General features: G+C 61.2%; 20 protein-coding genes and 1 pseudogene. 5 read left to right on the top strand and 16 right to left on the bottom strand.

Annotated elements, in window-relative coordinates; translation table 11 throughout:
* Positions 1-3 precede the first annotated feature (3 nt).
* The 3 genes from addB to trxA all read left to right on the top strand — a co-directional run bounded on the left by addB (position 4) and on the right by trxA (position 7,147).
* Positions 4-3,192, top strand: coding sequence for a double-strand break repair protein AddB (gene addB, locus QA646_RS16770; RefSeq protein WP_283056530.1), 3,189 nt, complete (start codon positions 4-6; stop codon positions 3,190-3,192).
* On the top strand, positions 3,185-6,751 hold the full coding sequence (gene addA, locus QA646_RS16765; RefSeq protein WP_283056529.1) for a double-strand break repair helicase AddA: 3,567 nt from the start codon (positions 3,185-3,187) through the stop codon (positions 6,749-6,751). Before addB ends, addA begins: the two co-directional genes overlap by 8 nt.
* A 75-nt stretch (positions 6,752-6,826) precedes the next feature.
* A complete protein-coding gene (trxA, locus tag QA646_RS16760) occupies positions 6,827-7,147 on the top strand; it encodes a thioredoxin (protein WP_028753820.1) in 321 nt (106 codons plus the stop codon).
* A gap of 250 nt (positions 7,148-7,397) precedes the next feature.
* Here the strand turns inward: trxA and QA646_RS16755 are convergent, their stop codons facing one another.
* From QA646_RS16755 to QA646_RS16705, 11 genes and pseudogenes are all read right to left on the bottom strand, one after another.
* On the bottom strand, positions 7,398-8,726 hold the full coding sequence (locus tag QA646_RS16755; RefSeq protein WP_283058896.1) for a folylpolyglutamate synthase/dihydrofolate synthase family protein: 1,329 nt from the start codon (positions 8,724-8,726) through the stop codon (positions 7,398-7,400).
* A 161-nt stretch (positions 8,727-8,887) separates the two neighbouring features.
* Positions 8,888-9,799 (bottom strand): acetyl-CoA carboxylase, carboxyltransferase subunit beta, encoded by a 912-nt coding sequence (gene accD, locus QA646_RS16750; protein WP_283056528.1) that lies wholly within the window; start codon positions 9,797-9,799, stop codon positions 8,888-8,890.
* Positions 9,800-10,010: 211 nt separating this feature from the next.
* Positions 10,011-10,850 carry a tryptophan synthase subunit alpha gene (gene trpA, locus QA646_RS16745; RefSeq protein WP_283056527.1) on the bottom strand — a complete coding sequence of 280 codons (840 nt, stop codon included), beginning with the start codon at positions 10,848-10,850 and terminating at the stop codon, positions 10,011-10,013.
* 10 nt (positions 10,851-10,860) lie between these two features.
* The gene (gene trpB, locus QA646_RS16740; RefSeq protein WP_283056526.1) at positions 10,861-12,075 is read right to left on the bottom strand and encodes a tryptophan synthase subunit beta; all 1,215 of its coding nucleotides are present in this window, start codon (positions 12,073-12,075) and stop codon (positions 10,861-10,863) included.
* Positions 12,072-12,746 (bottom strand): phosphoribosylanthranilate isomerase, encoded by a 675-nt coding sequence (locus QA646_RS16735; RefSeq protein WP_283056525.1) that lies wholly within the window; start codon positions 12,744-12,746, stop codon positions 12,072-12,074. Before QA646_RS16735 ends, trpB begins: the two co-directional genes overlap by 4 nt.
* 90 nt (positions 12,747-12,836) lie before the next feature.
* Positions 12,837-13,598 (bottom strand): SprT family zinc-dependent metalloprotease, encoded by a 762-nt coding sequence (locus QA646_RS16730; protein ID WP_283056524.1) that lies wholly within the window; start codon positions 13,596-13,598, stop codon positions 12,837-12,839.
* A gap of 90 nt (positions 13,599-13,688) precedes the next feature.
* Positions 13,689-14,129, bottom strand: a complete 441-nt coding sequence (locus QA646_RS16725; protein ID WP_283056523.1) for a DUF2852 domain-containing protein — start codon at positions 14,127-14,129, stop codon at positions 13,689-13,691.
* A gap of 158 nt (positions 14,130-14,287) precedes the next feature.
* A complete protein-coding gene (gene phaZ / locus QA646_RS16720; protein WP_283056522.1) occupies positions 14,288-15,562 on the bottom strand; it encodes a polyhydroxyalkanoate depolymerase in 1,275 nt (424 codons plus the stop codon).
* A gap of 210 nt (positions 15,563-15,772) precedes the next feature.
* A complete protein-coding gene (locus tag QA646_RS16715) occupies positions 15,773-16,615 on the bottom strand; it encodes a fumarylacetoacetate hydrolase family protein (protein ID WP_283056521.1) in 843 nt (280 codons plus the stop codon).
* Positions 16,616-16,724: 109 nt separating this feature from the next.
* A pseudogene (locus QA646_RS16710) lies at positions 16,725-16,910 on the bottom strand (aspartate aminotransferase family protein); the annotation flags it as partial.
* A 60-nt stretch (positions 16,911-16,970) separates the two neighbouring features.
* Positions 16,971-17,924, bottom strand: a complete 954-nt coding sequence (locus QA646_RS16705; protein WP_283058895.1) for a glutathione S-transferase family protein — start codon at positions 17,922-17,924, stop codon at positions 16,971-16,973.
* Between the two features lie 155 nt (positions 17,925-18,079).
* On the opposite strand from QA646_RS16705, the gene QA646_RS16700 reads away from it, so the two are divergent.
* Both QA646_RS16700 and QA646_RS16695 read left to right on the top strand, forming a co-directional pair.
* Positions 18,080-18,379: a DUF2218 domain-containing protein gene (locus QA646_RS16700; protein ID WP_283056520.1), complete on the top strand. Its 300-nt coding sequence runs from the start codon at positions 18,080-18,082 to the stop codon at positions 18,377-18,379.
* Positions 18,380-18,463: 84 nt separating this feature from the next.
* Positions 18,464-19,063 carry a nitroreductase family protein gene (locus QA646_RS16695; protein ID WP_283056519.1) on the top strand — a complete coding sequence of 200 codons (600 nt, stop codon included), beginning with the start codon at positions 18,464-18,466 and terminating at the stop codon, positions 19,061-19,063.
* Positions 19,064-19,131: 68 nt separating this feature from the next.
* On the opposite strand, the gene gyrB is transcribed toward QA646_RS16695, so the two are convergent.
* The 5 genes from gyrB to QA646_RS16670 all read right to left on the bottom strand — a co-directional run bounded on the left by gyrB (position 19,132) and on the right by QA646_RS16670 (position 24,470).
* Positions 19,132-21,567: a DNA topoisomerase (ATP-hydrolyzing) subunit B gene (gene gyrB, locus QA646_RS16690; protein WP_283056518.1), complete on the bottom strand. Its 2,436-nt coding sequence runs from the start codon at positions 21,565-21,567 to the stop codon at positions 19,132-19,134.
* Between the two features lie 149 nt (positions 21,568-21,716).
* Positions 21,717-22,082, bottom strand: a complete 366-nt coding sequence (locus QA646_RS16685) for a helix-turn-helix domain-containing protein (protein WP_283056517.1) — start codon at positions 22,080-22,082, stop codon at positions 21,717-21,719.
* A complete protein-coding gene (locus QA646_RS16680; RefSeq protein WP_283056516.1) occupies positions 22,079-22,654 on the bottom strand; it encodes a Smr/MutS family protein in 576 nt (191 codons plus the stop codon). The genes QA646_RS16685 and QA646_RS16680 overlap by 4 nt, the downstream gene beginning before the upstream one ends.
* The gene (locus tag QA646_RS16675) at positions 22,654-23,772 is read right to left on the bottom strand and encodes a murein transglycosylase A (protein WP_283056515.1); all 1,119 of its coding nucleotides are present in this window, start codon (positions 23,770-23,772) and stop codon (positions 22,654-22,656) included. The genes QA646_RS16680 and QA646_RS16675 overlap by 1 nt, the downstream gene beginning before the upstream one ends.
* Positions 23,769-24,470, bottom strand: coding sequence for a Tim44/TimA family putative adaptor protein (locus QA646_RS16670; protein WP_283056514.1), 702 nt, complete (start codon positions 24,468-24,470; stop codon positions 23,769-23,771). The genes QA646_RS16675 and QA646_RS16670 overlap by 4 nt, the downstream gene beginning before the upstream one ends.
* Between the last annotated feature and the right edge of the window lie 13 nt (positions 24,471-24,483).

Here is a 24,483-nt window from a genome sequence, read left to right as displayed (position 1 = left end):
CGGATGACCGGCGGGCACCGGCAACGCATTCTGACGATCCCGGCAGGCCTGCCCTTTCTGAAAACCCTTGCCAGCGCGCTTTGCGACGGCCGATTGACCGAGCACTTTCGCCACGATCCCGGCGATCCGCTATCGCTTGCCAAGGTCACCATCTTCCTGCCGACAAGGCGCGCGGCGCGCGTTTTGCGTTCGGAATTCGTCGATCTGCTGGGCGGTCGCTCCGCCATCCTGCCGGTGATCCGACCGCTCGGCGAGACGGACGATGATAGCGGCTATTTCGAGGAGGCCCTGCCCGCGACTGCGGATCTGGCGCAGCCGCTTGCCAATACCGCGCGGCTGCTGGAACTCGCCCGGCTGATCCTTGCCTGGCGCAACAGGCTGCCGCAGATTGTCCGCGACATTCATTCGGACTCGCCGCTCGTCGCTCCGGCAAGTCCTGCAGACGCCATCTGGCTGGCGCGCAATCTTGCCGAACTCATCGATTCCATCGAAACCGAGGACCGCGACTGGGCTGAGCTTGCCAATCTCAGTGCCGACGACCATGCGCTCTGGTGGCAATTGACAGCCGAATTCCTGCAGATCGCCAGCGCCTTCTGGCCGGCGCGACTGGAGGAACTCGGCAAATCCTCGCCCGCCCGACACCGCAACGCCATCCTGCGCGCCGAGGCGAAGCGGCTTGCCACGATGCAGCACGCCGGGCCGATCATCATCGCCGGCTCGACCGGCTCCGTGCCTGCGACGGCCGAATTGATTGCCGCCGTCGCCTCCTTGCCGCAGGGCGTCATCGTGCTGCCGGGCCTCGATCTCACAATGCCGGAAGAGGACTGGCGGCTTGTGGCCCCGGAGACCGGCGCTGGCGGTAGGGTCGATCCGACAACGCGCAGCCATTCGCAATATGGTTTGTCGCTGTTGTTGAAACGGCTGCGCGTGGAACGAAGCGATGTGGAAGCCGTTGCCGAAGCGCCGGAGAACATGCAGATGCGCGCCGAGGTCCTATCGCGCGCCCTGGCGCCGGCGAAAGCGACCAGTGGCTGGGGTGAGTGGCAAAAGACGCTCGCGCCGGACGCGATCGAACGAGCCTTCGCCGAGGTCGCACTGATCGAGGCTGCGAACGAGCGCGAGGAGGCGACGGCGATCGCCATTGCCTTGCGGCTCGCGCTGGAGAAGCCGGGACGCAACGGCGGCGACAGCCAGGCAGCGCTGATCACACCGGACCGCAACCTCGCGCGTCGGGTGACGGCGGAGCTCGCCCGCTTCGGCATCACCGCCGACGATTCGGCCGGCACGCCGCTTTCCGCCACGATGCAAGGAACGCTCTTGCAATTGCTCCTGGAAGCGACGCTTCGCCCCGGCGACCCTGTTGCCATCGTTTCGCTCATCAAGCACCCCCTCGCCCGTTTCGGCCTCCCCCCAGATGCGTTGCAGCTTGGCGTCGATGCGCTGGAAATCCTCGCCTTGAGGGGCGGCATCGCCGATGTCGATATCGGCACGCTGGAATCCCTGCTCGACCGGCAGCTCACCGGACAGGCAATGGACCGCCATCCGCCGCACTGGCGTAAATCCCTCTCCCCTGAAGCCGTAGAGCGCGCACACGCACTGGCCCGAAAGATTACCCGTGCATGCGAGCCGCTGGCCTCCGCTCTGTTGTCCTCATCCGCGGAACTTCCCACCCTTTCCGAATGGGCCGACCGGACAGGCCGTGCACTTGAGGCCGTTGCCGCCGATGAGCGCGGTAATCTGGCCGGACTCTGGTCGGGCGAGGCGGGCGATACGCTGGCAAGCCTCCTGAAGGAGGTCATGGACACCGACGGCCAGCTCGAAGCGGATGGGACGCAGTGGATCGATATCATAGCTGCGCTCTCCGCCGGGCAGGCGGTCAAGCCTCGGGCGCTAAGCCACCCCCGCCTGTTTATCTTCGGCACGCTGGAAGCGCGCCTGCAAAGCGTCGATACGCTGATCCTCGGCGGGCTCAACGAAGGCTCCTGGCCGGGCCAGACCGCCAACAATCCCTTCATCTCCCGTACGATGAAGACCGAGATCGGCCTGGAACCGCCGGAGCGCCGCATCGGCCAGCTCGCCCACGATTTCGAAATGGCGAACGGGACGCGCGACCTGATCTATTCGCGCGCCCTGCGGCAGGGTTCGACCCCGACGGTGGCGTCGCGCTGGCTGCAGCGGCTGATGGCACTGGGCGGCAAGGCATTTGCGGCGGAATTAAAGTCGCGCGGCGATCAATACCGCCATTGGGCCGGAATGATTGACGAGGGCGAAAGCCAGGCTCCGGCAGTGAGGCCCTCGCCGAAACCGCCGGCTGAGCTGCAGCCGAAAAGCTATTCCTTCAGCGAGGTCGGCCGTCTTCGCCGCGATCCCTATGCGATCTATGCCCGACGCGTCCTACGGCTCGATCCGATCGCCCCGTTCAATCGCGACCCGGGTCCGGCCGAGCGCGGCACGCTCTATCACAAGATCATCGATCGCTTCATCCGCGAGGGTCATATCGCCGGCACGCCCGATGCATCGCTGGCTATGGATGGCATTATCGCCGAGCTTTTCGACGCCGAACAACTGCCCGCCCATATCGACAGCGTCTGGCGGCCACGTTTCCGCGAAGTGGCGCGGGCTTTCCTCGCCTGGGAAGCGGAACGGCGGCCGGAGATCCGCACGACGGCAACGGAAGTGCCGGCCGGCGTCCAGATCGAGCCGATCGGAATCTGGTTGACCGGCGTTGCCGACCGCATCGATCTCAAAGGCAGCAGAGCCGCCGATATCATCGACTACAAGACCGGCTATAATCCGTCCCCGGCGCAGGCCCGCGCGCTGCTCGATCCGCAATTGGCACTGGAAGCCCATGCCCTCAAGGCCGGCGCTTTCCGTAATGTCGGCCCGCTCGTTCCGGAAAACCTGCTCTATGTCCGGCTGAGGCCCGGCGATCGCTTCAAGGTCGACCAGGTCAACAACGAACTGTCCGGCGGCAGCGGCAAGACGGAAACAAAGTCGGCTATGGATCTGGCCCAGGAGTCGATGGACCAGCTCGTTAAATTCGTCGCGCTGCTCCAATCCGGCGAAAAGGGCTTCTCGTCACGGCTGATCCCTGCCCAGCAATTCGAATATGGCGGCGACTATGACCACCTAGCCCGCGTCTCCGAATGGTCGACGGCGGAAACCGAGCAGGAGGGAAGCGGTGATGAGTGAGCTCTCCAACGGCGAGCTGGCTGACCTGCCCGAAAGCGACGATCCCGGCGTCTGGATCGGCTGGACGACGGTACAGCAATCCATTGCCTCCGATCCGGAACGATCCGCCTGGGTCTCGGCCAATGCCGGTTCCGGCAAGACGCATGTGTTGACGCAGCGCGTCATCCGCCTGCTGCTTGCCGGTGCACGGCCGTCAGCCATTCTTTGCCTCACCTACACCAAGGCCGCCGCTTCCGAAATGTCGAACCGCGTCTTCGATCGGCTGGCCGCCTGGGCAACCCTGCCGGACGAGGAGTTGAAGGCGCGGATCGCCGAGATCGAAGGCGCGGAGCCGGGTGTCTTGAAGCTTGCCGAGGCACGCCGCCTCTTTGCCAAGGCGCTGGAGACGCCGGGGGGGCTGAAGATCCAGACGATCCACGCCTTCTGCGAAGCGCTGCTGCATCAATTCCCGCTGGAAGCCAATGTTGCCGGCCATTTCTCGGTGCTGGATGACCGCGCCGCCGCGACCCTGCTGGATGATGCCCGCCGGTCGCTACTAACGGCAACGCCGCAACATCCGAATGCCGAACTCGCCGAGGCCTTTGCCTATGTGCTCGATCTCGGCGATGAATCAGGCTTGGAGACATTGCTTGGCGAGATCGTCGCCAACCGCAACGCCATCCGCCGCTTCACGGCGGAAGCGGAACGAACGGGCGGCGTCGAGACTGCACTGCTTGCCCGCCTCGGTCTTTCTCCCGATGACACGGAAGCCGGGATTGCGGAGCGATATTGGCCTCTGCCCGGTCTTTCCGGCTCGACGCTGGAGCTTTATCTGACCCTTGCCGATCTGAAGGGCGGGGCGAAGGCGCAGGATATCGCCTACGGGCTGCGCCTTGCCAAACGCGAAGCGAACCCGATCGCCCGCACAGAGATCCTCGAAAAGGTGATGCTGACTACCAAGGGCGAGCCGAAGTCGGACAGCCAGTTTTTCGTCAAGGCGATGCTGGCCGATGCTCCCGCTCTGGCCGACGCCGTTGCCGCCGCCCGCACGCATGTCGTCGCCTGTCGCGACCGGCTGAAGCTGATGCGGATGTATCGCGCCACACGGGCGGCGCTCACACTCGCCGACCGGCTGAACAGCGACTACGAAGAATTGAAGAAGCGGCGCAGCCAACTCGATTTCGAAGACCTGATCACCCGCACCGCAGATCTCCTGACCAAGAAGGATGTCGGCCCCTGGATCCACTACAAGCTGGACCAGGGCATAGACCATATCCTTGTCGACGAGGCGCAGGACACCAGCCCTATCCAATGGAGCGTCATCCAATCGCTGGCGGAGGACTTCTTCTCCGGCGAAAGCGCGCGCCCGACCCTCAGGACCATCTTCGCGGTCGGCGACGAAAAGCAGTCGATCTATTCCTTCCAGGGTGCGCGGCCCGAGCGCTTCTCCGAGGAGAGTGACCGCACGCGGCGGCGCGTGGATAATAGCGGCCAGCAGTTTTCATCGATCCGCCTACCGCTCTCCTTCCGTTCGACCGCCGATGTGCTGGCCGCAGTCGATCATGTCTTCACGGCGCCCGAAAACGCTCGTGGCCTCAGCGCCGCCGCCGAGCCGGTCGTGCACCGCTCCAGCCGCATCGGCCATCCCGGCGCCGTCGATCTCTGGGACATGATTGCGCCGGAGCCGCTGGCGAAGGAAGAGGACTGGACCGCGCCCTTCGATTCGACGCCGGAAAGTGCGCCGGCGGCGATCCTGGCGCGGCGCATGGCACAGACGATCGGCAACATTATTGGCCGCGAGACGATCATCGAGAAGGGAAAGGCACGCTTCATCGAGGCGGGCGATATCCTGGTGCTGGTGCGCAAGCGCGACAGCTTCGTCAACGCGCTGACCCGGGCATTGAAGCGGCGCAACAATATCCCCGTCGCCGGCGCCGACCGCCTGGTGCTGACCAGCCACATCGCCATCCAGGACCTTTTGGCGCTCGGCCGTTTCCTGCTGCTGCCGGAAGATGATCTTTCGCTGGCATCTTTGTTGAAAAGTCCTCTGTTCGATCTTAGCGAAGACGATGTTTTCGCGGTCGCGGCTTATCGCGGCGATGATGAAAGCGTCTGGAGCCATCTGCAGCGATTCGCTGATGACGGCAATGAGCGCTTCCGCCATGCGGTCGACCGGCTGAAAACCTTCCTGGCGCTCTCCAAAAGCCTGTCCGTGCATGACTTCTACGCGCGCGTTCTCGGCAGCTTCGGCGGCCGGCGGCAGTTCCTGGCGCGGCTCGGCACCGAAGTCAGCGATATTCTCGATGAGTTCCTGACCTTCACGCTGGACCACGAAACCTCCGGCCTGCCGGGCCTGCAATCCTTCATCTCGACGCTGGAGCTGGAGGCGCCGACCGTGAAGCGCGAGCAGGACAAGGGCCGCAACGAGGTACGGATCATGACGGTGCACGCCTCCAAGGGCCTGGAAGCGCCGATCGTTTTCCTCGTCGATGGCGGCAGCAAAGCCTTTACCCATACGCACCTGCCCAAGCTGCGGCTGATCGAGACCGGCAAGGGCGAAATCCCGCTGCCCGTCTGGGTGCCGGTTAGCGCCCTTGCCAATTCGCTGACACAAGCCGATGCGACGAGGCTGCAATCCTTGGCGGAGGAGGAATATCGCCGCCTGCTCTATGTCGGCATGACACGCGCCGCCGACCGGCTGATCGTCTGCGGCTATCGCGGCATCCGCGAAAACGCCGATACATGGCATGCTATGATTTCCAGAACGCTGCGCCAGGATAGCGAGCGCTGCACCCCGGTCACTTTCTCCGGACCGGACGGCGAATGGCACGGATTGAGCTGGCGTGTCACCCAGGTCGAGCGCAGTTTCGAGCATATGGAACAGGTGGAAACTGCCGTGGACCGAGGAGCGCTGCCGGTCGGATTGAGTCGGCCGTTGCCGGCGCAACGAAACCTGCCCCGGCCGCTCAGCCCTTCCGGTGCCGGCACCATCATCGACGACGAGGCCGACAATCTGCTCGTCGCCTCGCCTTTGTTCACCGAGAAAGCCAAATCGGATCGCTCCTTGGAAAAGGGCCGCTTCATTCACCGCATGCTGCAGACCTTGCCGGAAATCGCACCGGCGGATCGCACCGATGCCGCGCGGCGTTATGCGGAACGAGCAGCACGCTTCTGGCCGCAGGCCGAGCGCGAAACGCTGATCGGCTCGGTGATGGCGCTGCTGTCGCACCCGGACTTGCAGGGGGTTTTCAGCGCCCATGCCCAGGCCGAAGTCTCGATCATGGGCACGCTGACGCTCGGCGATCAGAATTATGCCGTCTCCGGCCGCATCGACCGGCTGACCGCGCTCGACGACCGCGTGGTCATCCTCGACTACAAGACGAATCGCGTACCGCCGCGTACCGCCGGGGAGATTCCCTTCGCCCACCGGGCGCAGCTTGCCATCTATCGCGAGATCCTTTCGCCTCTTTACCCCGGCAAACGTATCGATTGCGTGCTCGTCTATACCGAGAATGCCTCGATCCACACGCTCTCCCAAGAAGCGCTCGCATTGGCGCTTGCGGAGCTCAAAACAAAGTGAAATACCAAATATTGAAATTCGGGCACCGCACCATCACATTATCTAGCAACCGCAAATCCTGGTAAGGAGCAGCCTATGGCTACCGTGAAAGTCGATACCTCCAACTTTGCTGCCGAAGTCCTGCAGTCCGCAGAGCCTGTCGTCGTTGATTTCTGGGCCGAATGGTGCGGTCCGTGCAAGATGATCGCGCCGGCTCTCGAAGAGCTCGCCGTACAGTTCGAAGGCAAGGTGAAGGTCGCCAAGCTCAATATCGACGAAAATCCGGAACTGGCTGCCCAGTTCGGCGTTCGCTCGATCCCGACGCTTGCCATGTTCAAGGCCGGCGAAGTTGCCGACATCAAGGTTGGCGCCGCCCCCAAGACCGCGCTGCAGAGCTGGATTTCCAGCGCCGCTTAATAGGTATCGACAAAGAGAATGAAAAAGCCCGCTTCGTGCGGGCTTTTTTGTTGGTCGGAGAACACGGGCCATCCTCGCTCTTCGAGGCTTCGCACCTCAGGGCGAGGATGGAGCAGGTTCGTCGCCACGGCGACGCAGAGATGAATGATGAGCCCATAGCGCGGCCGGACGCAAAGGTCAGCCCTCATGCTGAGGAGGCCCGCAGGGCCGTCTCAAGCACGAGGGCGGGTGGTTGACCACCCCACCGGAATCACGTCGGCGGTGTGCCGTTATCGGCAAGAACATCGCCGACGAGATAAAGCGAGCCGCCGATCAGAATGCGCGGCGCCGGCAAATCGGGCACCGCCAGTTCCCTGATCGCATCCAGCGCCTGGCCGACGCTCGACATCGGCTCGGCCACCAAGCCGGCGTCATAGGCCGCACCCGCCAGAACCACTGGGTCAATCATAGAATCGCTGCCTCGGATCGGGACGCAATAGACCTTCTCCGCGAGGCCGGCGAACGCCTTGAAATAGCCGACGGGATCCTTGGTATTGATCATGCCGGTGATCAGGAACAGCGGCCGCGGCTGACGCTCTTCGAAATTGGCCATGGCCTCGGCAATGACCTCGCCGGCACCGGGATTGTGGCCGCCGTCGACCCAGATTTCCGCGCCTTCCGGCGCGTGCTGCAGCAAATCGCCCTCCGTCAACCGCTGCAGCCGACCGGCCCATTCGACCGACGTCATCGCCTTTTCCATCATCGCCTCCGTGACGACGAAGCCAGCGGCCTTGACGGCGCGGATGGCGGCGGCGGCATTGGCATATTGATGCCGGCCCGGCAGACGCGGCAGCGGCAGGTCGGCGAGCCCGAACTCGTCCTGATAGACCAGCCGGCCATATTCCTCGTGGGCGGAAAAATCCTGGCCGAAAATCGCAGTCGGGCAGCGCAGCCGCTCGGCAGTCGATATCAGCACGTCCAAGGCGGCATCGTAATCCTGATGGCCAATGACAACCGGACGGCCGGGTTTCATGATCCCCGCCTTCTCGGCCGCGATCAGTTCGACGCGGTCGCCAAGATAGGGCTGGTGATCGAGCGAAATCGGCATGATCACCGAAGCGGCCGGATCGGAAATGACGTTGGTGGCGTCGAAACGGCCACCGAGGCCGACTTCGATGATTGCGACATCGGCCGGATGCTCGGCAAACAGCATGAAAGTCGCCGCGGTGAGGATTTCGAATACCGTGATCTTCTCGCCGTCATTGGCGTCGGCAATCCGCCGAAGCATATCGGCAAAAACCGCATCGTCGACCAGCTTGCCGCGGCCGCCCTTGACGCCGAGGCGATAACGCTCATGCCAATTGACCAGATGCGGCGAGGTATGAACATGCACGCTGAGGCCGCCGGCCTCAAGAAGCGCGCGGCAGAAGGCCGTCACCGAGCCCTTTCCGTTGGTGCCGGCGACATGGATCACCGGCGGCAATTTTTTCTGCGGATTGCCGAGAATGTCGAGCAGCCTGGTGATTCTGTCCAGCGACAGATCGAAGCCTTTGGGATGCAGCCCCATCAGCTTGTCGATTTCCCGTGCCGCTTCGCTCATTGCGGATTGATCCATAGCCGTCATCCCGCACCTCCGCCTTTCGGCCATTTCGTTTTAGAGCAATTCCAGGAAAAGTGCGAAGCGGTTTTCCGTCCGGAATTGCGTGAAAACAAAGAGATAGAACAGTTCAGCGATTCCGTGAGGCGCTGAACTGTTCTAGGTCAGGCTCTCGCCGCCATCGGCAGCGCCGCGCCGTTCAGGTCCTTCGCAGCCACGTCATTTGCCGGCTTCTTGGTCAGTATCTTCAGAAGCGTCGCCAGGGTATCGGGGATATCGTGGCGCTTGACGACCATGTCGACCATGCCGTGTTCGAGCAGATATTCCGAGGTCTGGAAACCTTCCGGCAGCTTTTCGCGGATCGTCTGTTCGATGACGCGCTTGCCGGCAAAGCAGATTTCCGCGCCCGGTTCCGCAAGATGGACATCGCCGAGCATGGCGTAGGACGCCGTGACGCCGCCGGTCGTCGGATTGGTCAGCACGACGATATAGGGCTGGCCGGCTTCCTTCAGCATGTCGACGGCAACCGTGGTGCGCGGCAGCTGCATCAGGGACAGAATGCCTTCCTGCATGCGCGCACCGCCCGAGGCCGGGAACATCACCAGCGGGCACTTTTCGGCAATGGCGCGTTCGAACGCCTTGACGATCGCTTCGCCGGCGGCGATGCCGAGCGAGCCGCCCATGAAATTGAACTCATGCACGACGGCAACGAGCTTCAGACCCTGAACCTTGCCGACACCGGCGAGGATCGTATCTTCCTGCTCAGTCTTGACGCGGCTGTCCTTCAGGCGGTCGGTATATTTCTTGGAATCGCGGAACTTCAGCGGGTCCTGTGCGACCTTCGGCTGCGCCAGCGCTTCATATTCGCCATTGTCGAAGAGATCGGCAAGGCGAGCCTTGGCCGGCATCTTCATATGGAAACCGGAAGCGGGAATGACCCACTTGTTGTCTTCCAGATCCTTGTGGAAGACCATCTCGCCGGTCTCCGGGCACTTGATCCAGAGATTTTCCGGCACTTCGCGGCGGCCCAGCATGGAATTGATCCGCGGGCGGACGTAATTCGTGATCCAGTTCAATTCGAAAACTCCTGATCGACTGAATGTACCGTTATCGTGGTCGACACCTAGAGCGGTTCAACGCTTCACGGAATCGCTGAACCGCTCTAGTTTGTTGTTTTTACGCAATCCCGGACGGAAAACCGCTACGCACTTTTCCTGGAATTGCTCTGATGCGCATAGGCCGCTTCTTCAACCGACTCCGATTGAAGCTTCCGCCTATGTGGGGAAACTATTCGGCAGCAACAAGGCGCGCCGAACGCGTTCCCGTCGAGAGACCGCGCACCAGCGTCGCGACCGCCTGGATGGTATCGGCACTCGCCTTGCCGTCCTTGGTCAGGCTGGTGGCGATCTGGTTGACGATGGCCGTGCCGACGACAACACCGTCGGCGGAGGCACCGATCAGCTTGGCGTGCTCGGCCGTCTTGACGCCGAAACCGACGCAGACCGGCAGGTCCGTATGCTGCTTGATGCGCTTGACGGCGCCGGAGACCAGTGACGGGTCCGGCAGCGCCGAACCGGTGATGCCGTTCATCGAGACGTAGTAGACAAAGCCGGAGGTGTTGTTCAACACGGTCGGTAGGCGCTTGTCGTCGGTGGTCGGCGTTGCGAGACGAATGAAATTGATGCCCTTGCGGATCGCCGGGATGCAGAGCTCGTCATCCATTTCCGGTGGCAGATCGACGACGATCAGGCCATCGATGCCCGCGGCCAGCGCGTCATCGAGGAACTTGTCGACGCCGTAGATATAGATCGGGTTGTAGTAGCCCATCATCACGATCGGCGTATCGGCGTCGACTTCACGGAAATCGGCGGCGAGCTGCAGCGTCTTCTTCAGCGTCTGACCGGCCTTCAGAGCGCGCTGGCCGGCAAGCTGGATCGCCGGGCCATCGGCCATGGGATCGGAGAAGGGCATGCCGAGTTCGATGACGTCGGCGCCGGCTTCCGGCAGCGCCTTCATGATGCCGAGCGAGGTCTCGTAATCGGGATCGCCACCCATGAAATAGGTGACGAGTGCCGGGCGGCCTTCAGCCTTCAGGGCGGCAAAGCGTTTGTCCATACGTGCGGTCATGGTGTCTAACTCACATTCCCAGAATCTTGCCGACGGTGAAGATGTCCTTGTCGCCGCGGCCGGACAGATTCATCAGGATGATCTCGTCCTTGCCCATCTTCGGCGCGCGCTTGATGACTTCGGCAAGCGCATGGCTCGGCTCCAGCGCCGGGATGATGCCTTCGAGGCGCGTCAGTGTCTGGAAGGCTTCCAGCGCCTCATGGTCCATGATCGGCACATATTCGACGCGGCCGATATCGTTCAGCCAGGAATGTTCCGGGCCGATGCCGGGATAGTCGAGGCCGGCCGAAATCGAATGGCCTTCCTTGATCTGGCCGTCGCCATCCTGCAGCAGATAAGTGCGGTTGCCATGCAGCACGCCGGGCGAACCGGCGGTGATGGAGGCGCAATGCTCATCGCCCTGCAGACCCTTACCGCCGGCTTCGACGCCGACGATCTTGACGTCCTCATCATCGAGGAAGGGGTGGAAGATGCCGATGGCGTTGGAACCGCCGCCAACGGCAGCGACGACGAGATCCGGCAGGCGGCCTTCGGCCTCAAGCATCTGTTGCTTGGCTTCCGTACCGATCACCGACTGGAAGTCGCGGACCATTTCCGGATAGGGATGCGGGCCGGCGGCCGTGCCGATCAGGTAATAGGTGTCGTCGACATTGGTGACCCAGTCACGAAGGGCCTCGTTCATAGCATCCTTCAGCGTGCCGCTGCCGGCGGTGACCGGAACCACCTCGGCACCGAGCAGCTTCATGCGGAAAACGTTCGGCGCCTGGCGCTCGACGTCGGTCGCGCCCATGTAGACCACGCAAGGGAAACCGAAGCGAGCGGCGACCGTCGCGGAGGCAACGCCATGCTGGCCGGCGCCGGTTTCGGCGATGATGCGGGTCTTGCCCATGCGCTTGGCAAGCAGGATCTGGCCGATGCAATTGTTGATCTTGTGCGAACCGGTATGGTTCAGCTCTTCGCGCTTGAAATAGATCTTGGCACCGCCAAGCTCAGCCGTCAGGCGCTCGGCGAAATAGAGCGGGCTCGGGCGACCGATGTAATGAGTGCCAAGCGATTTCAACTCCGCCTGGAAGGTCGGATCATTCTTCGCCTTGTTCCATTCCTCCTGCAGGTCCAGGATCAGCGGCATCAACGTTTCGGCCACGAAACGGCCGCCGTAAATGCCGAAACGGCCGTCCTCATCGGGACCGGCGCGGAAGGAATTCAGTTTTGGCGTCTGGTTCACTCTCTACTCCCTGCTGCCGGTTCCGGCAGACATGCTTCTGCAAAAGCGTCGAAAAACTGGTCGATCTTGTTCAGATCCTTCACGCCCGGCGCACTTTCGAGGGCGGAGGAAAGATCGATGCCTGTGGCCTTGGTGGAGGCAAGCGCCTCCGCGACGTTGTCCTTGTTGACGCCGCCCGACAGCATGTAATCCACCCGATCGTCGAGCCAGCTCATCAGGCTCCAATCGAAGGACACGCCGTTTCCGCCCGGCAGTTCGGAACCGGCGGGCGGCTTGGCATCGAACAGGAAACGATCGGCAATGCCGATATAGGATTCCACCCGCTTCAGATCGTCGGCGGTGCGCACCGCCATGGCCTTCATGACGGACACATTATAGACCGCTTTGATGGTCAGCACACGTTCCGGGCTTTCATTGCCATGAAGCTGCAGCAGATCCGGGCGCACCAGCGAGACGATCTCATCCAAATCGTCATTGCTGGGATTGACCGTCACGGCGACGATCTTTGCCTTGCCGCGCGCGCGTTCCGCCAACCGGCCGGCAACGTCCGGTTCGACATAGCGCGGGCTCTTTTCAAAGAAGATGAAGCCGATATGGGTGGCGCCGCGCTCAAGAGCGCGATCTACGGCTTCCGGCGTCTTCAGGCCACAAATTTTGATATCCGGGTTCATGGCAGCGGAGTGACATGAAATTTCAAAAGAGTCGAGCCTAAAGGCGACGATCGGGGGAATTTTGCGAGCCTTGTAAGCGCCAAACTGGGCTCAATCGAAATCGATCGCATGAAGCTGGCTGCCGTGGCGCTTCAGCCAGGCCTTGGCCTCGTCCATGTCGGGGCAGAGCTTACGGCAGAGTGCCCAGAAGCGCGGGCCGTGGTTCATTTCGCGTAAGTGCGCGACCTCGTGGGCGGCGAGATAGTCGATCACCAGCGGCGGCGCCATGACGATGCGCCAGGAAAAGCTCAGGTTCCCCCCTGAGGAGCAGGAACCCCAGCGGCTGCGGGTATCCTTCATGCTGATGGAGGAGACCGTCGCGCGGATCGCTTTTGCATGCACCGCCACCAGTCTTTCCAGATCGGCGCGCGCCTCCTTCTTGAGGAAGGTCGCGATGCGGCGGCCGGCATGTTCCGGCAGGCCGCTGACGCGTAGAATTGGCAGGCCATCGGCGATGACAGCCTCGGTCAGGCCGCGCAGGCCGCCGGTGTGCTCGATGCGATGACGGATGCCGCGCAACAGAATTTCACTGCCGCTCTGGAGATTTGCCTCAGTGGAGAATTTCGCAAGCTTGGTCAGCAGCCAGCCCTGATGCCGGTCTAGAAAGGCATTGATCTCGCGGGCGGCCAGGCCGCGCGGAATGGTCATCTTCAGCGCCCGACCGCCGGGCTCGATCCTGAGCGTGATCCGTGTCGCCCGCTCGTGCTGGCGGATCGTTAGAGGCATCAGCCGGCCGGCCACATCCAACGTGCGCGTTTCCGGCGCGGGCGGCTTGGGAACAGGTCGGCGGGATCTGGACGAAAGCGGAAACATGAAAAGCAGTTTTATACGATTCGCTGGGGTTTCTGGCAAAGAAAAACCGGCATCGCCGGATGCCGGTTCTGACTGGAAAAGCTGTTGCAATTACGGCGTTTTGAATTCGGAAGGTGGGCCGCCGTCACCATTGCGCTTGACGTTGTTGCGGTCGCGCATGAAACGATCGAACTCTTCCTGATCCTTGGCGCGGCGGAGTTCGCGGACATAGGTGTCGAACTCGGCGCGCATTTCATCAAGTTTGCGGCGCTCCTCTTCGAGGCGCTCCAGCTCTGCCCGGCGCCAATCGTCGAAGGCGACATTGCCGGTGGAGAAATGCTGGCGATAACGGCCGCGGTGGCGGCCGCAGCCGGCAAACATGCCGTCGGCCCTCTGGTTCACATCCCGTTTGAAATCTCTCAGGCGTTCACCGAAGAGAATATAGGCAAGCATGGCGAGACCCAGAGGCCAGAAGACCACGAAGCCAAGTATCATCAGGGCAATGGTAGCCGGAGTCCAATCCGGGCGAAGCAATGCTGACTGGTGGTTCATCGTGAGGTATCCTCGCAGTAAGGCGGCCCGGCCACATGCCGAACCGCTGGAATCGAGATGGTAACCTCTTCGTGAGCCTTCAATGCCTTTTGATCGGAAAATCGGACAAGCCTTTGAATCCGGCCCAATAATTCAACAAAAGCTAATTTTTTGCAATTTCAGGCGGATTTACCGCCCTTGATCACACGCTTGACGACCGGCCTTCCGGTGCGGCTATGTTCACGCGTGAAAGCGACGATGCGCGGTGCGATTTCGCGGCGGAAACGCGAGCCGTTGAAGACGCCGTAGTGGCCGACATCCGGCTGCAGATAGTGCATTCGCATATCCTCAGGGATGTTGGTGCAGATGGTCTGCGCCGCTTTGGTCTGACCGACACCGGAAATATCGTCGTTTTCGCCTTCGACCGTCAGCAGTGCGACATTGCGGATCGCCGTCGGATCGACTCGCTGACCGCGATGCGTCAGCTCGCCCTTGGGCAGCGCATGCTTGATGAACACCTGATCGACGGTCTGCAGATAGAATTCCGCCGTCAAATCCATGACCGCCAGATATTCGTCGTAGAAATCGCGGTGCTTCTCCGGCTCGCCGTCGTTCTTGACGAGATGCATGAAGAAATCCTTATGCGCGGTCATGTGCCGATCGAGGTTCATTGACATGAAGCCCGAGAGCTGCAGGAAGCCCGGATAGACCGGGCGCAGGAAGCCCGGCTGCGGCCAGGGCACGTTCATGATGACATTGTCGGCGAACCATTCAAGCGGCCTGTCCTTGGCGAGCTGGTTCACCGCCGTCGGATTGATGCGCGTGTCGATCGGGCCGCCCATCAGCGTCATCGACGATGGCGACAGCGGATCACCGGCCGCTTCCATCACCGCGGCTGCGGCCAGAACCGGCACGGAGGGCTGACAGACGGCAATGACATGGGTATCCGGCCCGAGCTGATGCAGCATCTCGATGACGTAATCGATATAATCTTCCAGATCGAAGGTGCCATCGGCCATCGGCACCATGCGGGCATCGATCCAGTCGGTGATGTAGATATCGGCGCTCGGCAGCAGGGCTTCCACGGTGCCACGCAGCAGCGTCGCATAGTGACCCGACATCGGCGCGACGATCAGGATGCGGGGATCGCTGCCATGGCCGGCGGGCAGGCTGCGTTCGAAATGGATCAGATTGCAGAAAGGCTTGTTCCAGACGATCTTTTCATGGACCGAGACCACCTTTCCCCCGATCGAGGTTTCGTGTAGCCCGAATTCCGGCTTGCCGTAGCGTCGTGTGGTGCGCTCGAAGACTTCGAGACTTGCCGTCACCGTGCGGCCGAGCATCGTGTGGGATAGGGGATTAAGCGGATTGGCATAGGCCAGGCGCATCATGTCGGCAGCGGCGCGGAAAGGTGCGAGAGCGGCATGATTAAGTTCATAGAGTTGATAAAACATAAAATCATTACCTTTCGAGGTGATCAGACGAGGAACACTCCCCCAGCGCGACCCTCATCTATGAAAAACTCTTTTATAGAGACTAGCAGTTTTTATTGCAGGGCAACATAGCCCTTTCGGAGTCTTGCCCGTATAAAAAATGCCGGAGAATGGCGTCTCCGGCATCAATAATGGTCTCAAAACGTTAAAGTTCCTGATCGTGCACGTTCATCAAGCGTCGGCCAGGAAGGTTTGACGCTGTGTGCCGAGGCCTTCTATGCCGAGTTCGACGACGTCGCCCGGCTTCAGATATTGCGGCGGCTTCATGCCCATTCCGACGCCCGGAGGCGTGCCGGTGGAGATGACGTCGCCCGGATGCAGAGACATGAACTGGCTGAGATAGGAGACGAGGTAAGCGACGCCGTAGATCATGGTCTTGGTCGAGCCGTTCTGCATCGTCTTGCCGTTGACCTTCAGCCACATGCCGAGATTCTGCGGATTGGCGATCTCATCCTTGGTGACGAGCCAAGGGCCGATCGGGCCGAAAGTGTCGCAGGACTTGCCCTTGGTCCACTGTCCCGAGCGTTCCGTCTGGAAGGCGCGTTCGGAGACATCGTGCGAGACGCAGTAACCGGCGACATAGTCCAGCGCATCGGCCTCGCTGACATATTTCGCGGTCTTCCCGATGACGACGCCGAGTTCGACTTCCCAATCGGTCTTTTCTGAGCCGCGCGGGATCAGCACGTTGTCGTTCGGGCCGACGATGGCTGAGCTGGCCTTCATGAAGATGATCGGCTCCGGCGGCACGGTGGCGCCGGTTTCCGCGGCGTGGTCGGAGAAGTTCAGGCCGATGCAGATGAACTTGCCGGTGCCGGCCACACATGCGCCGATACGACCTTCCGCCAGTTCGGGCAGGCTCTTCGGATCGAGCGCGGCAATCTTCGCCAGACCGGCGGGTGAAATCGCCTCGCCGCCGATATCCGCGACGTGGGCGGAGAGATCGCGGATCTTGCCGTCGCTATCCAGAAGCGCCGGCTTTTCCTTGCCGGCTTCGCCAACACGCAACAATTTCATAGGTCTTCCTTCCCTGCATTTTCAAAGATGAGATTGGTCTCACCGTATATGAACGAATTATTCACTAGTGTCACCCATCGATTTCGGAGAGCCTGGCAGCGCGCTCCTCATGCGTCATGCCGGGAACAAAGGATATCCTCAAAATTTTTGAAGATATCCTCCGTCGCTTCGCCGGATTCCGGCGGAGAATCGGCGCGATTTCGCCCGGCCTCGTCTGCGCCCGCACCGATGCGCGATAGTCCGCGCCCCAGTTCGCCGCTTTTTCCGACCAGCGCCGAAACTCCTCCCAATCCACGGCCGCCGCCTCACTCAAACAAAGGCAGACCTTAGACCGGTTTTCAGAGACGGTCGAGTATCAGAAAAGCTCGTCGAGCGCCGGACCTGCAGGGACAATTCCAGTCGGATTGAGCGACGCAATCGAGTAGTAGCCGCGCTTGATATGGTCGAAATTGACGGTTTCGGCGACGCCCGGCCAATCGAGCATGCGACGGCAGAAGGCTTGGAGATTGGCATAGTCCGACAGGCGGCGGAGATTGCATTTGAACAAGCCATGATAGGCGACGTCGAAGCGAACGAGCGTGACGAACAGCCTGATATCGCTTTCGGTCGGATGATCGGCAAAGAGAAAGTCCCTGCCCTCCAGCTCCTTCTCGACCCAATCGAGGCAATCGAATACCTCGTTAAAAGCCTCTTCATAGGCGATCTGCGTCGTTGCGAAACCGGCGCGGTAGACGCCATTGTTGAGAACCGGATAGATGCGGGCGTTGAAAGCATCGATATCCTCGCGCAGGCCGGCCGGATAAAGATCGATCGTATGGCTGGCGAGATCGCCGAAGCCGTCGTTCAACATGCGCAGGATATCGGCGGATTCGTTGTTGACGATCATGCCCTTCCGTTTGTCCCAAAGCACCGGCACGGTGGCGCGGCCGGAGAAGAGCGGATCGGCCTTTGTATAGATTTCGTGCATATAGCTGGCACCGTTGACCGGATCGTCGGTCGCGCCAGGAGAATTGCCGAAGCGCCAGCCCTGTTTGCTCAAGCCTGGCTCGACCACCGATACGGAAATGACATCTTCCAGGCCCTTCAGCTTGCGGCCGATGAGTGTACGCGAGGCCCAGGGGCAGATGAGAGCAACATACAGATGGTATCGGCCGGCCTCGGCAGCAAAACCACCCTCACCCGTCGGGCCTGGCCGCCCATCCGGCGTCACCCAGTTGCGGAAGCTTGAGGTCTGGCGAACGAAGCCGCCCTTTTCATCCTTGGCCTGGACGGGCTGCCAGTCCTCCATCCATTTTCCGTTCACCAGCACGAGTTCTGTCTCCAATTCGCGCGCGTTCTGTCGGAGGCGATCATAGCGAAATCGGATTTCGCCGAAATAACGCAATGTTGAAACAGACTGTCTACCGGGCAGAGCCGGATGCGACTATAAACTTGCCTAGCAAATTCCAGTTATCGGAGCGCCATATGCCTACGTCCGTTTCTTCCGTGAAAACCGAGCATGCCAGCCGCTACCTGCAGCAGCTCTGCAAGCACTGGAGCCACCGATTCACCGTCGAATTCAACGAAACCGCCGGCAAGGTGCCTTTCAGCCCCGAAACCTCCGTGGAGTTCGCGGCCGATGCCTCCGCTTTGCGGATGACCCTACATGTCGAAAATCCGCAGGATCTTGAGCGCATGCAGAATGTGGTGGCCGATCACCTCAGGCGATTTGCCTTCCGCGAAGAGCTCGACGTTGTCTGGACTGCTGACACAAGCCGCGTATAGGGTCCGCTTCGTATCCTCCAAGGTCAATCGCCTTGTCCGCTCCCAACGGCCGGCGAATGCCTCTCCTCAGATGGAAAGAACCTTATGACATCCAGCAATTCCCGCGAATCGCAATATCCGATCGACAAGCTCTTTCTCGACCGTTGGTCGCCGCGCGCCTATTCCAACGAAACCATGCCGGAGGCCGATCTCCTGACCATATTGGAAGCCGCCCACTGGGCGCCGTCCGCCTCCAATATGCAGCCCTGGCGCTTCGTCTATGCGCTGCGCGGCTCGGAGAACTGGGAGAAATTTCTCGATCTGCTGATCGAGTTCAACCAGGGCTGGGCGAAGTCCGCTGCCGCGCTGCTTTTCGTCATTTCGCGCACCCACAATGGCGAACTCGGCTCCGCTGAGCAGAAGCCCAGCTACAGCCACTCCTTCGACGCTGGTACGGCCTGGGGCTTCCTGGCGCTGCAGGCGCACCTAGCCGGCTATGCAGCTCACGGCATGGGCGGCTTCCATGTCGAGAAATCCTACGAGGTTCTCGGCATTCCCCAAGGCTTCCGCGTCGAGGCCGCCGTTGCGATCGGTAAGATTGGCGACAAGGACCAGCTTCCGGAGAAGCTCAGGGAACGTGAAGTGCCGAACCATCGCAAGCCGCTTTCCGAGGTCGCCTTTAACGGCACCTTTGTCGCCAAGTAATTGATCCTTAAAATGGAAAGGCCCGCCTGAGGCATCGGGCGGGCCTTTTTTGTTTCGGAAATTGGCGATCAGATATCGAGATTGGCGACGCTGAGTGCGTTGTCCTGGATGAACTCGCGCCGGGGCTCGACCTCGTCACCCATGAGCCGGGCAAACAAACCGTCGGCATCGGTCGCATCGGCGACCTTAACCTGCAGAAGCGAACGAACGTTCGGATCGAGCGTCGTTTCCCAAAGCTGCTCGGCATTCATTTCGCCGAGACCCTTGTATCGCTGCATGGTGAGACCCTTGCGGCCGCCGGCGAAGATGGTTTCCAGCAGCATGCGCGGACCGGAAATCTCGGTTTCGCCGTCGCGGCGAACGAGCTTCGGCGGGAGGTCATAGATTTCCTTCAGACGCAAGGCGAGTTGATCGATAAGACGTGCGTCCTGCGAGCCGATCAGCGCCATGTCGAGAATGACGACTTCCTTGACGCCCCGCACCATGCGCTCGAAACGCAAGCCGCCTTCGCTGGTGAGGCCGCCGCTCCAACCGCGTTCGGTTTCTTCGGCAATGATGTCGAGCCGCTTGGCAACATCATTCACCAGGTTTTCGGCCCGCGCCGGATTGCTGACGAGCTCGGCATTCAGAGCGCCGGCAATTGCCGCCTGTTCAATGACGGCGCGGTTGTAGCGCGAATGCAGATTGTCGAGTAGGGTGCGCAGGCGGAGCGCATCGGAAATGACCTCCCGCAGATCCTGGCGGGCGCGGACTTCACCGGTGCCGAGATGCAAGCTGGCATCCTCGAGGCCTTGGCCGATCAGATATTCTTCCAGCGCCTTCTCGTCCTTCACATATTGCACCGATTTCCCGCGCGTCACCTTATAGAGCGGCGGCTGGGCGATATAGAGATGACCGCGCTCGATGAGATCGGGCATCTGCCGGAAGAAGAAGGTCAGCAGCAGCGTGCGAATGTGGGCGCCGTCGACGTCGGCGTCCGTCATGATGATGATCTTGTGATAGCGCAGCTTGTCGGCGTTGAACTCGTCCTTGCCGATGCCGGTGCCAAGGGCAGTGATCAGCGTGCCGATTTCCTGGCTCGACAGCATCTTGTCGAAGCGGGCGCGCTCGACATTGAGGATCTTACCGCGCAGCGGCAGGATCGCCTGATTTTCGCGCGAACGGCCCTGCTTGGCCGAACCACCTGCCGAATCACCCTCCACGAGGAAGACTTCGGACTTGGCCGGATCGCGTTCGGAGCAGTCGGCAAGCTTGCCGGGCAAGGACGCGATATCGAGAGCGCCCTTGCGCCGGGTCAGTTCGCGTGCCTTGCGGGCGGCCTCGCGGGCGGCGGCGGCTTCAACGACCTTGCCGACCAGCACCTTCGCATCGGCCGGATGTTCTTCGAGCCAAGTGCTCAGCGCTTCGTTGACGAGGCTTTCGACCACCGGACGCACTTCCGACGACACCAGCTTGTCCTTGGTCTGCGAGGAGAATTTCGGGTCCGGTACCTTTACAGAAAGCACCGCGGTCAGTCCTTCACGGCAATCGTCACCCGTCAGCGTCACCTTTTCCTTCTTGGTGATGCCGGAGGTGTCGGCATAGGAGGTGATCTGGCGCGTCAGCGCACCTCGGAAGCCTGCCATATGCGTGCCGCCGTCGCGCTGCGGGATGTTGTTGGTGAAGCAGAGCACGTTTTCGTGGTAGCTGTCATTCCACCACATCGCCACTTCGACGGTGATGCCATCCTTTTCGCCGCGGATGGATACCGGTTTTTCGACCAGCGGCTTCTTGGCGCGATCGAGATAGGCGACGAAAGCCTCGAGGCCGCCGTCATAGATCATTTCTTCCTGCTTGACGTCGGAATGGCGCTTGTCGGTCAAGAGAATGCGGACGCCGGAGTTCAGGAACGCGAGCTCGCGCAGACGATGCTCCAAAGTCGCGTAGTCGAATTCCGTCATGGTGAAGGTCAGCGAGCTCGGCATGAAACTGACTTCCGTGCCCGTCTCGGTGCCGGCATCGCCGGTCTCCTTGAGCGGCGCGTCGGCGACTCCGTGGGTGAAGCTCATTTCATGGATCTTGCCCTGGCGGCGGATCTTCAGCCTCAGCCAGACGGACAATGCGTTAACGACGGAGACGCCGACGCCATGCAGGCCGCCGGAGACCTTGTAGGAATTCTGGTCGAACTTACCGCCGGCGTGAAGCTGGGTCATGATGACCTCGGCAGCGGAAACGCCTTCGCCGGTGTGGATATCCGTCGGGATGCCGCGGCCGTTGTCCGTGACAGTCACCGAGCCATCAGGATTGAGCGTCACCGTGACGATATCGGCATGGCCGGCCAGCGCCTCGTCGATGGCGTTGTCGACGACCTCATAGACCATGTGATGCAGGCCCGAGCCATCATCCGTGTCGCCGATGTACATGCCGGGACGCTTACGCACAGCATCAAGGCCCTTCAGAACCTTGATGGAATCTGCGCCATACTCGGCATTGCCGCCGTTTTCGGTTACGGATATGTCGGTCATTTATTGAAGTCTTTCCAGTGTTTTAGAGAACCCTGCCGATCACTACCGAATCAGCGGCTTTTCTTTCCCTGAATATAGGATGTTTCTCCCCGAACTTCCAAACGGAAGGCCCCTCATATCAGGCATAAAGCAGGGGATTACGGCGGTTTTCAGCCGCTTTTACCGGCATTTTCGAGAAGCTGGGACAACTCCCTGATCGTCGCTGCATCGAGACCCCGAATCCGGCCTGCCAACTTGTTGACGAAGGCCGTATATTCCGGCGCAAGACCTGAGGTGTCGATGACGACGCGCGGGTCGGAAAAGCGTGCCAGCAGGAACAACTCCTCGGCCTCGTCCCAGATGATGTTGAAGTATCCCGCGACACGCTGCAGCAGATCGAAAGTCGGCGTGCCGCGCTTTCCATGTTCTAAGGCGGATAAATAAGCCGGAGTCACATTCAAGGCCGCAGCCATTTCCTTCTGCGAGACACCCTTGCGTGCCCTCAGCTTTCTCACCGCTTCGCCGAAGGGGGTCACAGCCTCTCCCCTTTCAGCCGCGACAGGCGGATATAGAGGGCGCCATCGCCGCCATGGTGCTGCGCCGCCGTCTCATAGGACGAGATCAGGAAGCGGAATTCCGGCTTGGAAAACCACATCGGCACGGCGCGTTTCAAGGCGCCTTCGCTGCCCATGGAACTGCCCTTGCCGGTGATGACGAGCACATGACGAAGGCCGCGCTGATGCGCCCGCAGCAGAAAATCGAGGAGCATGGCATGCGCTTCGCTCTGGATCAGCCCGTGAAGGTCGATCCGCGCTTCCAGTGCCAGTCTACCCTTGGCGATCTTGCGTTTGACGGGGCGTTCCAACAGATGGTGCGTGCCGGAGGGTTGTTTGGCTGGTGCCGGCTGAGTTTGCGGCTCGGCAGAGACTGCCGCCTTTCCGGCGCGTGCCGCTTCTTCCGCTTGCGCCTCCGCCGCCAGGACCTCGTCGAAAGCCTCGATATCAGCGAGCCGTCCTGGCATGGGCCGGGTGCTTTTCGCCACCTTGCCCCAAAGGATGCGTTCGTCCGTGCTGAGCTTTCGTTCCTTGGTCTGTCGTTCTGAAGCCATCAGCCAAACCTCTGAGCTGCCGCCTTCGGAACCAGTATATAAAAATCCGCATCGTTGCGCACGGTACCGGCAAGCTCTCCGGCATCGTAGCCGGAACCGGTAAAGATATCCCCGCGCGCCGGGCCGACGATCGCCGAGCCAGTATCGAGCGCCAGCATCAGCCGACCGAAAGACTTGCCGTCGTCGAGATGCGTCAGGCTTTCCGACTGGATGAAGAAAGGAAAGCCGAAGGTGTGGATCAGCCGGTCGACCGCCAGCGAGCGGCCGGCGAGAAGCGGCACCTTCGCCGCAGCGATCGGGCCGAGCGAGGCATCGCTGACGTCGGCCTCGCGGAAGAAGATATAGGACCTGTTGTGCCACAACACCTCATCGACTTCCTGCGGATGAGCATAGAGCCAATCGCGGATCGTCTGCATCGAAATCGTCGCGCGATCGAGCACGCCACGTTCGATCAGCAGACGGCCGACGGCCGAGAAGGGATGACCGGCCTTGGCGGCATAAGTGATGCGGCCCATCCGTCCATCGGGATAGAGCAATCTCGCCGCTCCCTGGACATGCACGAAGAAGACATCGACCTTGGACTTGGCCCAGGCGATCTCCAGGCCCCTGCCCTCCAGGTATCCGCGATCGATCTCGCCGCGATCGGGATAAGCGGAAATAATCCCATCCTTCAGACGGCCGAACAAATAGGATTGATCGAGATCCGCTGGCCGGTTGGTGTCGTCGATATCGATCAAATCGTCCGGTCGGCGATAGAAGGGATAACGATAGGTCTTGTCCGGCGTTGTGGAGACTGAGATCTCCGGCTCGTAGAAAGCGGTGACGAAACCTCTGCCGCCGTCGCCGCGGCGAATGAAGAAGGGCTGGCAGCGTTCTTCGAAGAAGGCACGAGCCTCGGCGGCATTCTTGGGCTCATAACCTTTGGCCTCGTCAAGCAGGGCCAGGAGGTCATTTGCGGTCAGCCCGACTGCGCCGGTGCGGTAGGGCTTTACATCTCTGATATAAGCTCGACAGTTTTCCATGGCGCGAAAAAGGCCGGAAGGATCATCGTCCTTCCAGCCCTTCAGATCGGCGAAGGTTGCCGGCTCAAGCCTGAAATCCTGCGATGAAGTTGTCATTGTTCGGATTCAGTCGCCACGAGTTTCCAGTTCGGATCGCGCGAACGGCTATCGCGGGAAAAGGTCCAGAGATCGCTGATCTCGGCGACGGCTTCTGCGTCGCCATCGATCAATGCGCCGGCCTTGTCGTAGGTCGCCGAGATCATCTGGCTGACGATGCGCATCGTCACGAGGGCTTCCGTGCCCTTCATCTCGGCGGTGACGATATCGGCCTTGTCGATGCCGACGAAGGTGGACTTCACTTTTTCGCCCTTGGTTTCGCGCTCGGTAATGGCTGCATCGAAGCCCTCATAGACCTCGCGCGACAACAACCCCTTCAGCGCCTTGCGGTCGCCATCGGCAAAGGCCATGACGATCATCTCATAGGCCATGCGCGCGCCGTTGACGAATTCCTTCGGATTGAAGGTGGGGTCGGCCTTGCTCAATTCGCGCAACGAGTCATTGAGCGGCGTACCGGCTGGGGCAAAGGCATCTATGGCGGCAAAGCGATCTTCGTCCTCGGCAGAGTCGCGGCGCGGCAGGGTCACCACCTTGCCGGCATCCGGTACGGTCGGACCCGTGGCCGAATCGGGAGAACCATAGAGATCGCGCGGCGGCTTCTCATTCCCTGTACGGCGGCCAAGAACGCTCCGGAGCTGAAAGAAGATCAGCACCGCCGCCACCAGGAAAAAGATCGTCACAAAGTCGTTTGCACCCATCTCGTATCGGAAC

The sequence above is a fragment of the Rhizobium sp. CB3090 genome (assembly GCF_029714285.1).
GTDB lineage: Bacteria > Pseudomonadota > Alphaproteobacteria > Rhizobiales > Rhizobiaceae > Rhizobium.
The sequence above is the reverse complement of the archived record's forward strand: the minus strand, read 5'-3'. Positions and strand labels throughout refer to the sequence as shown.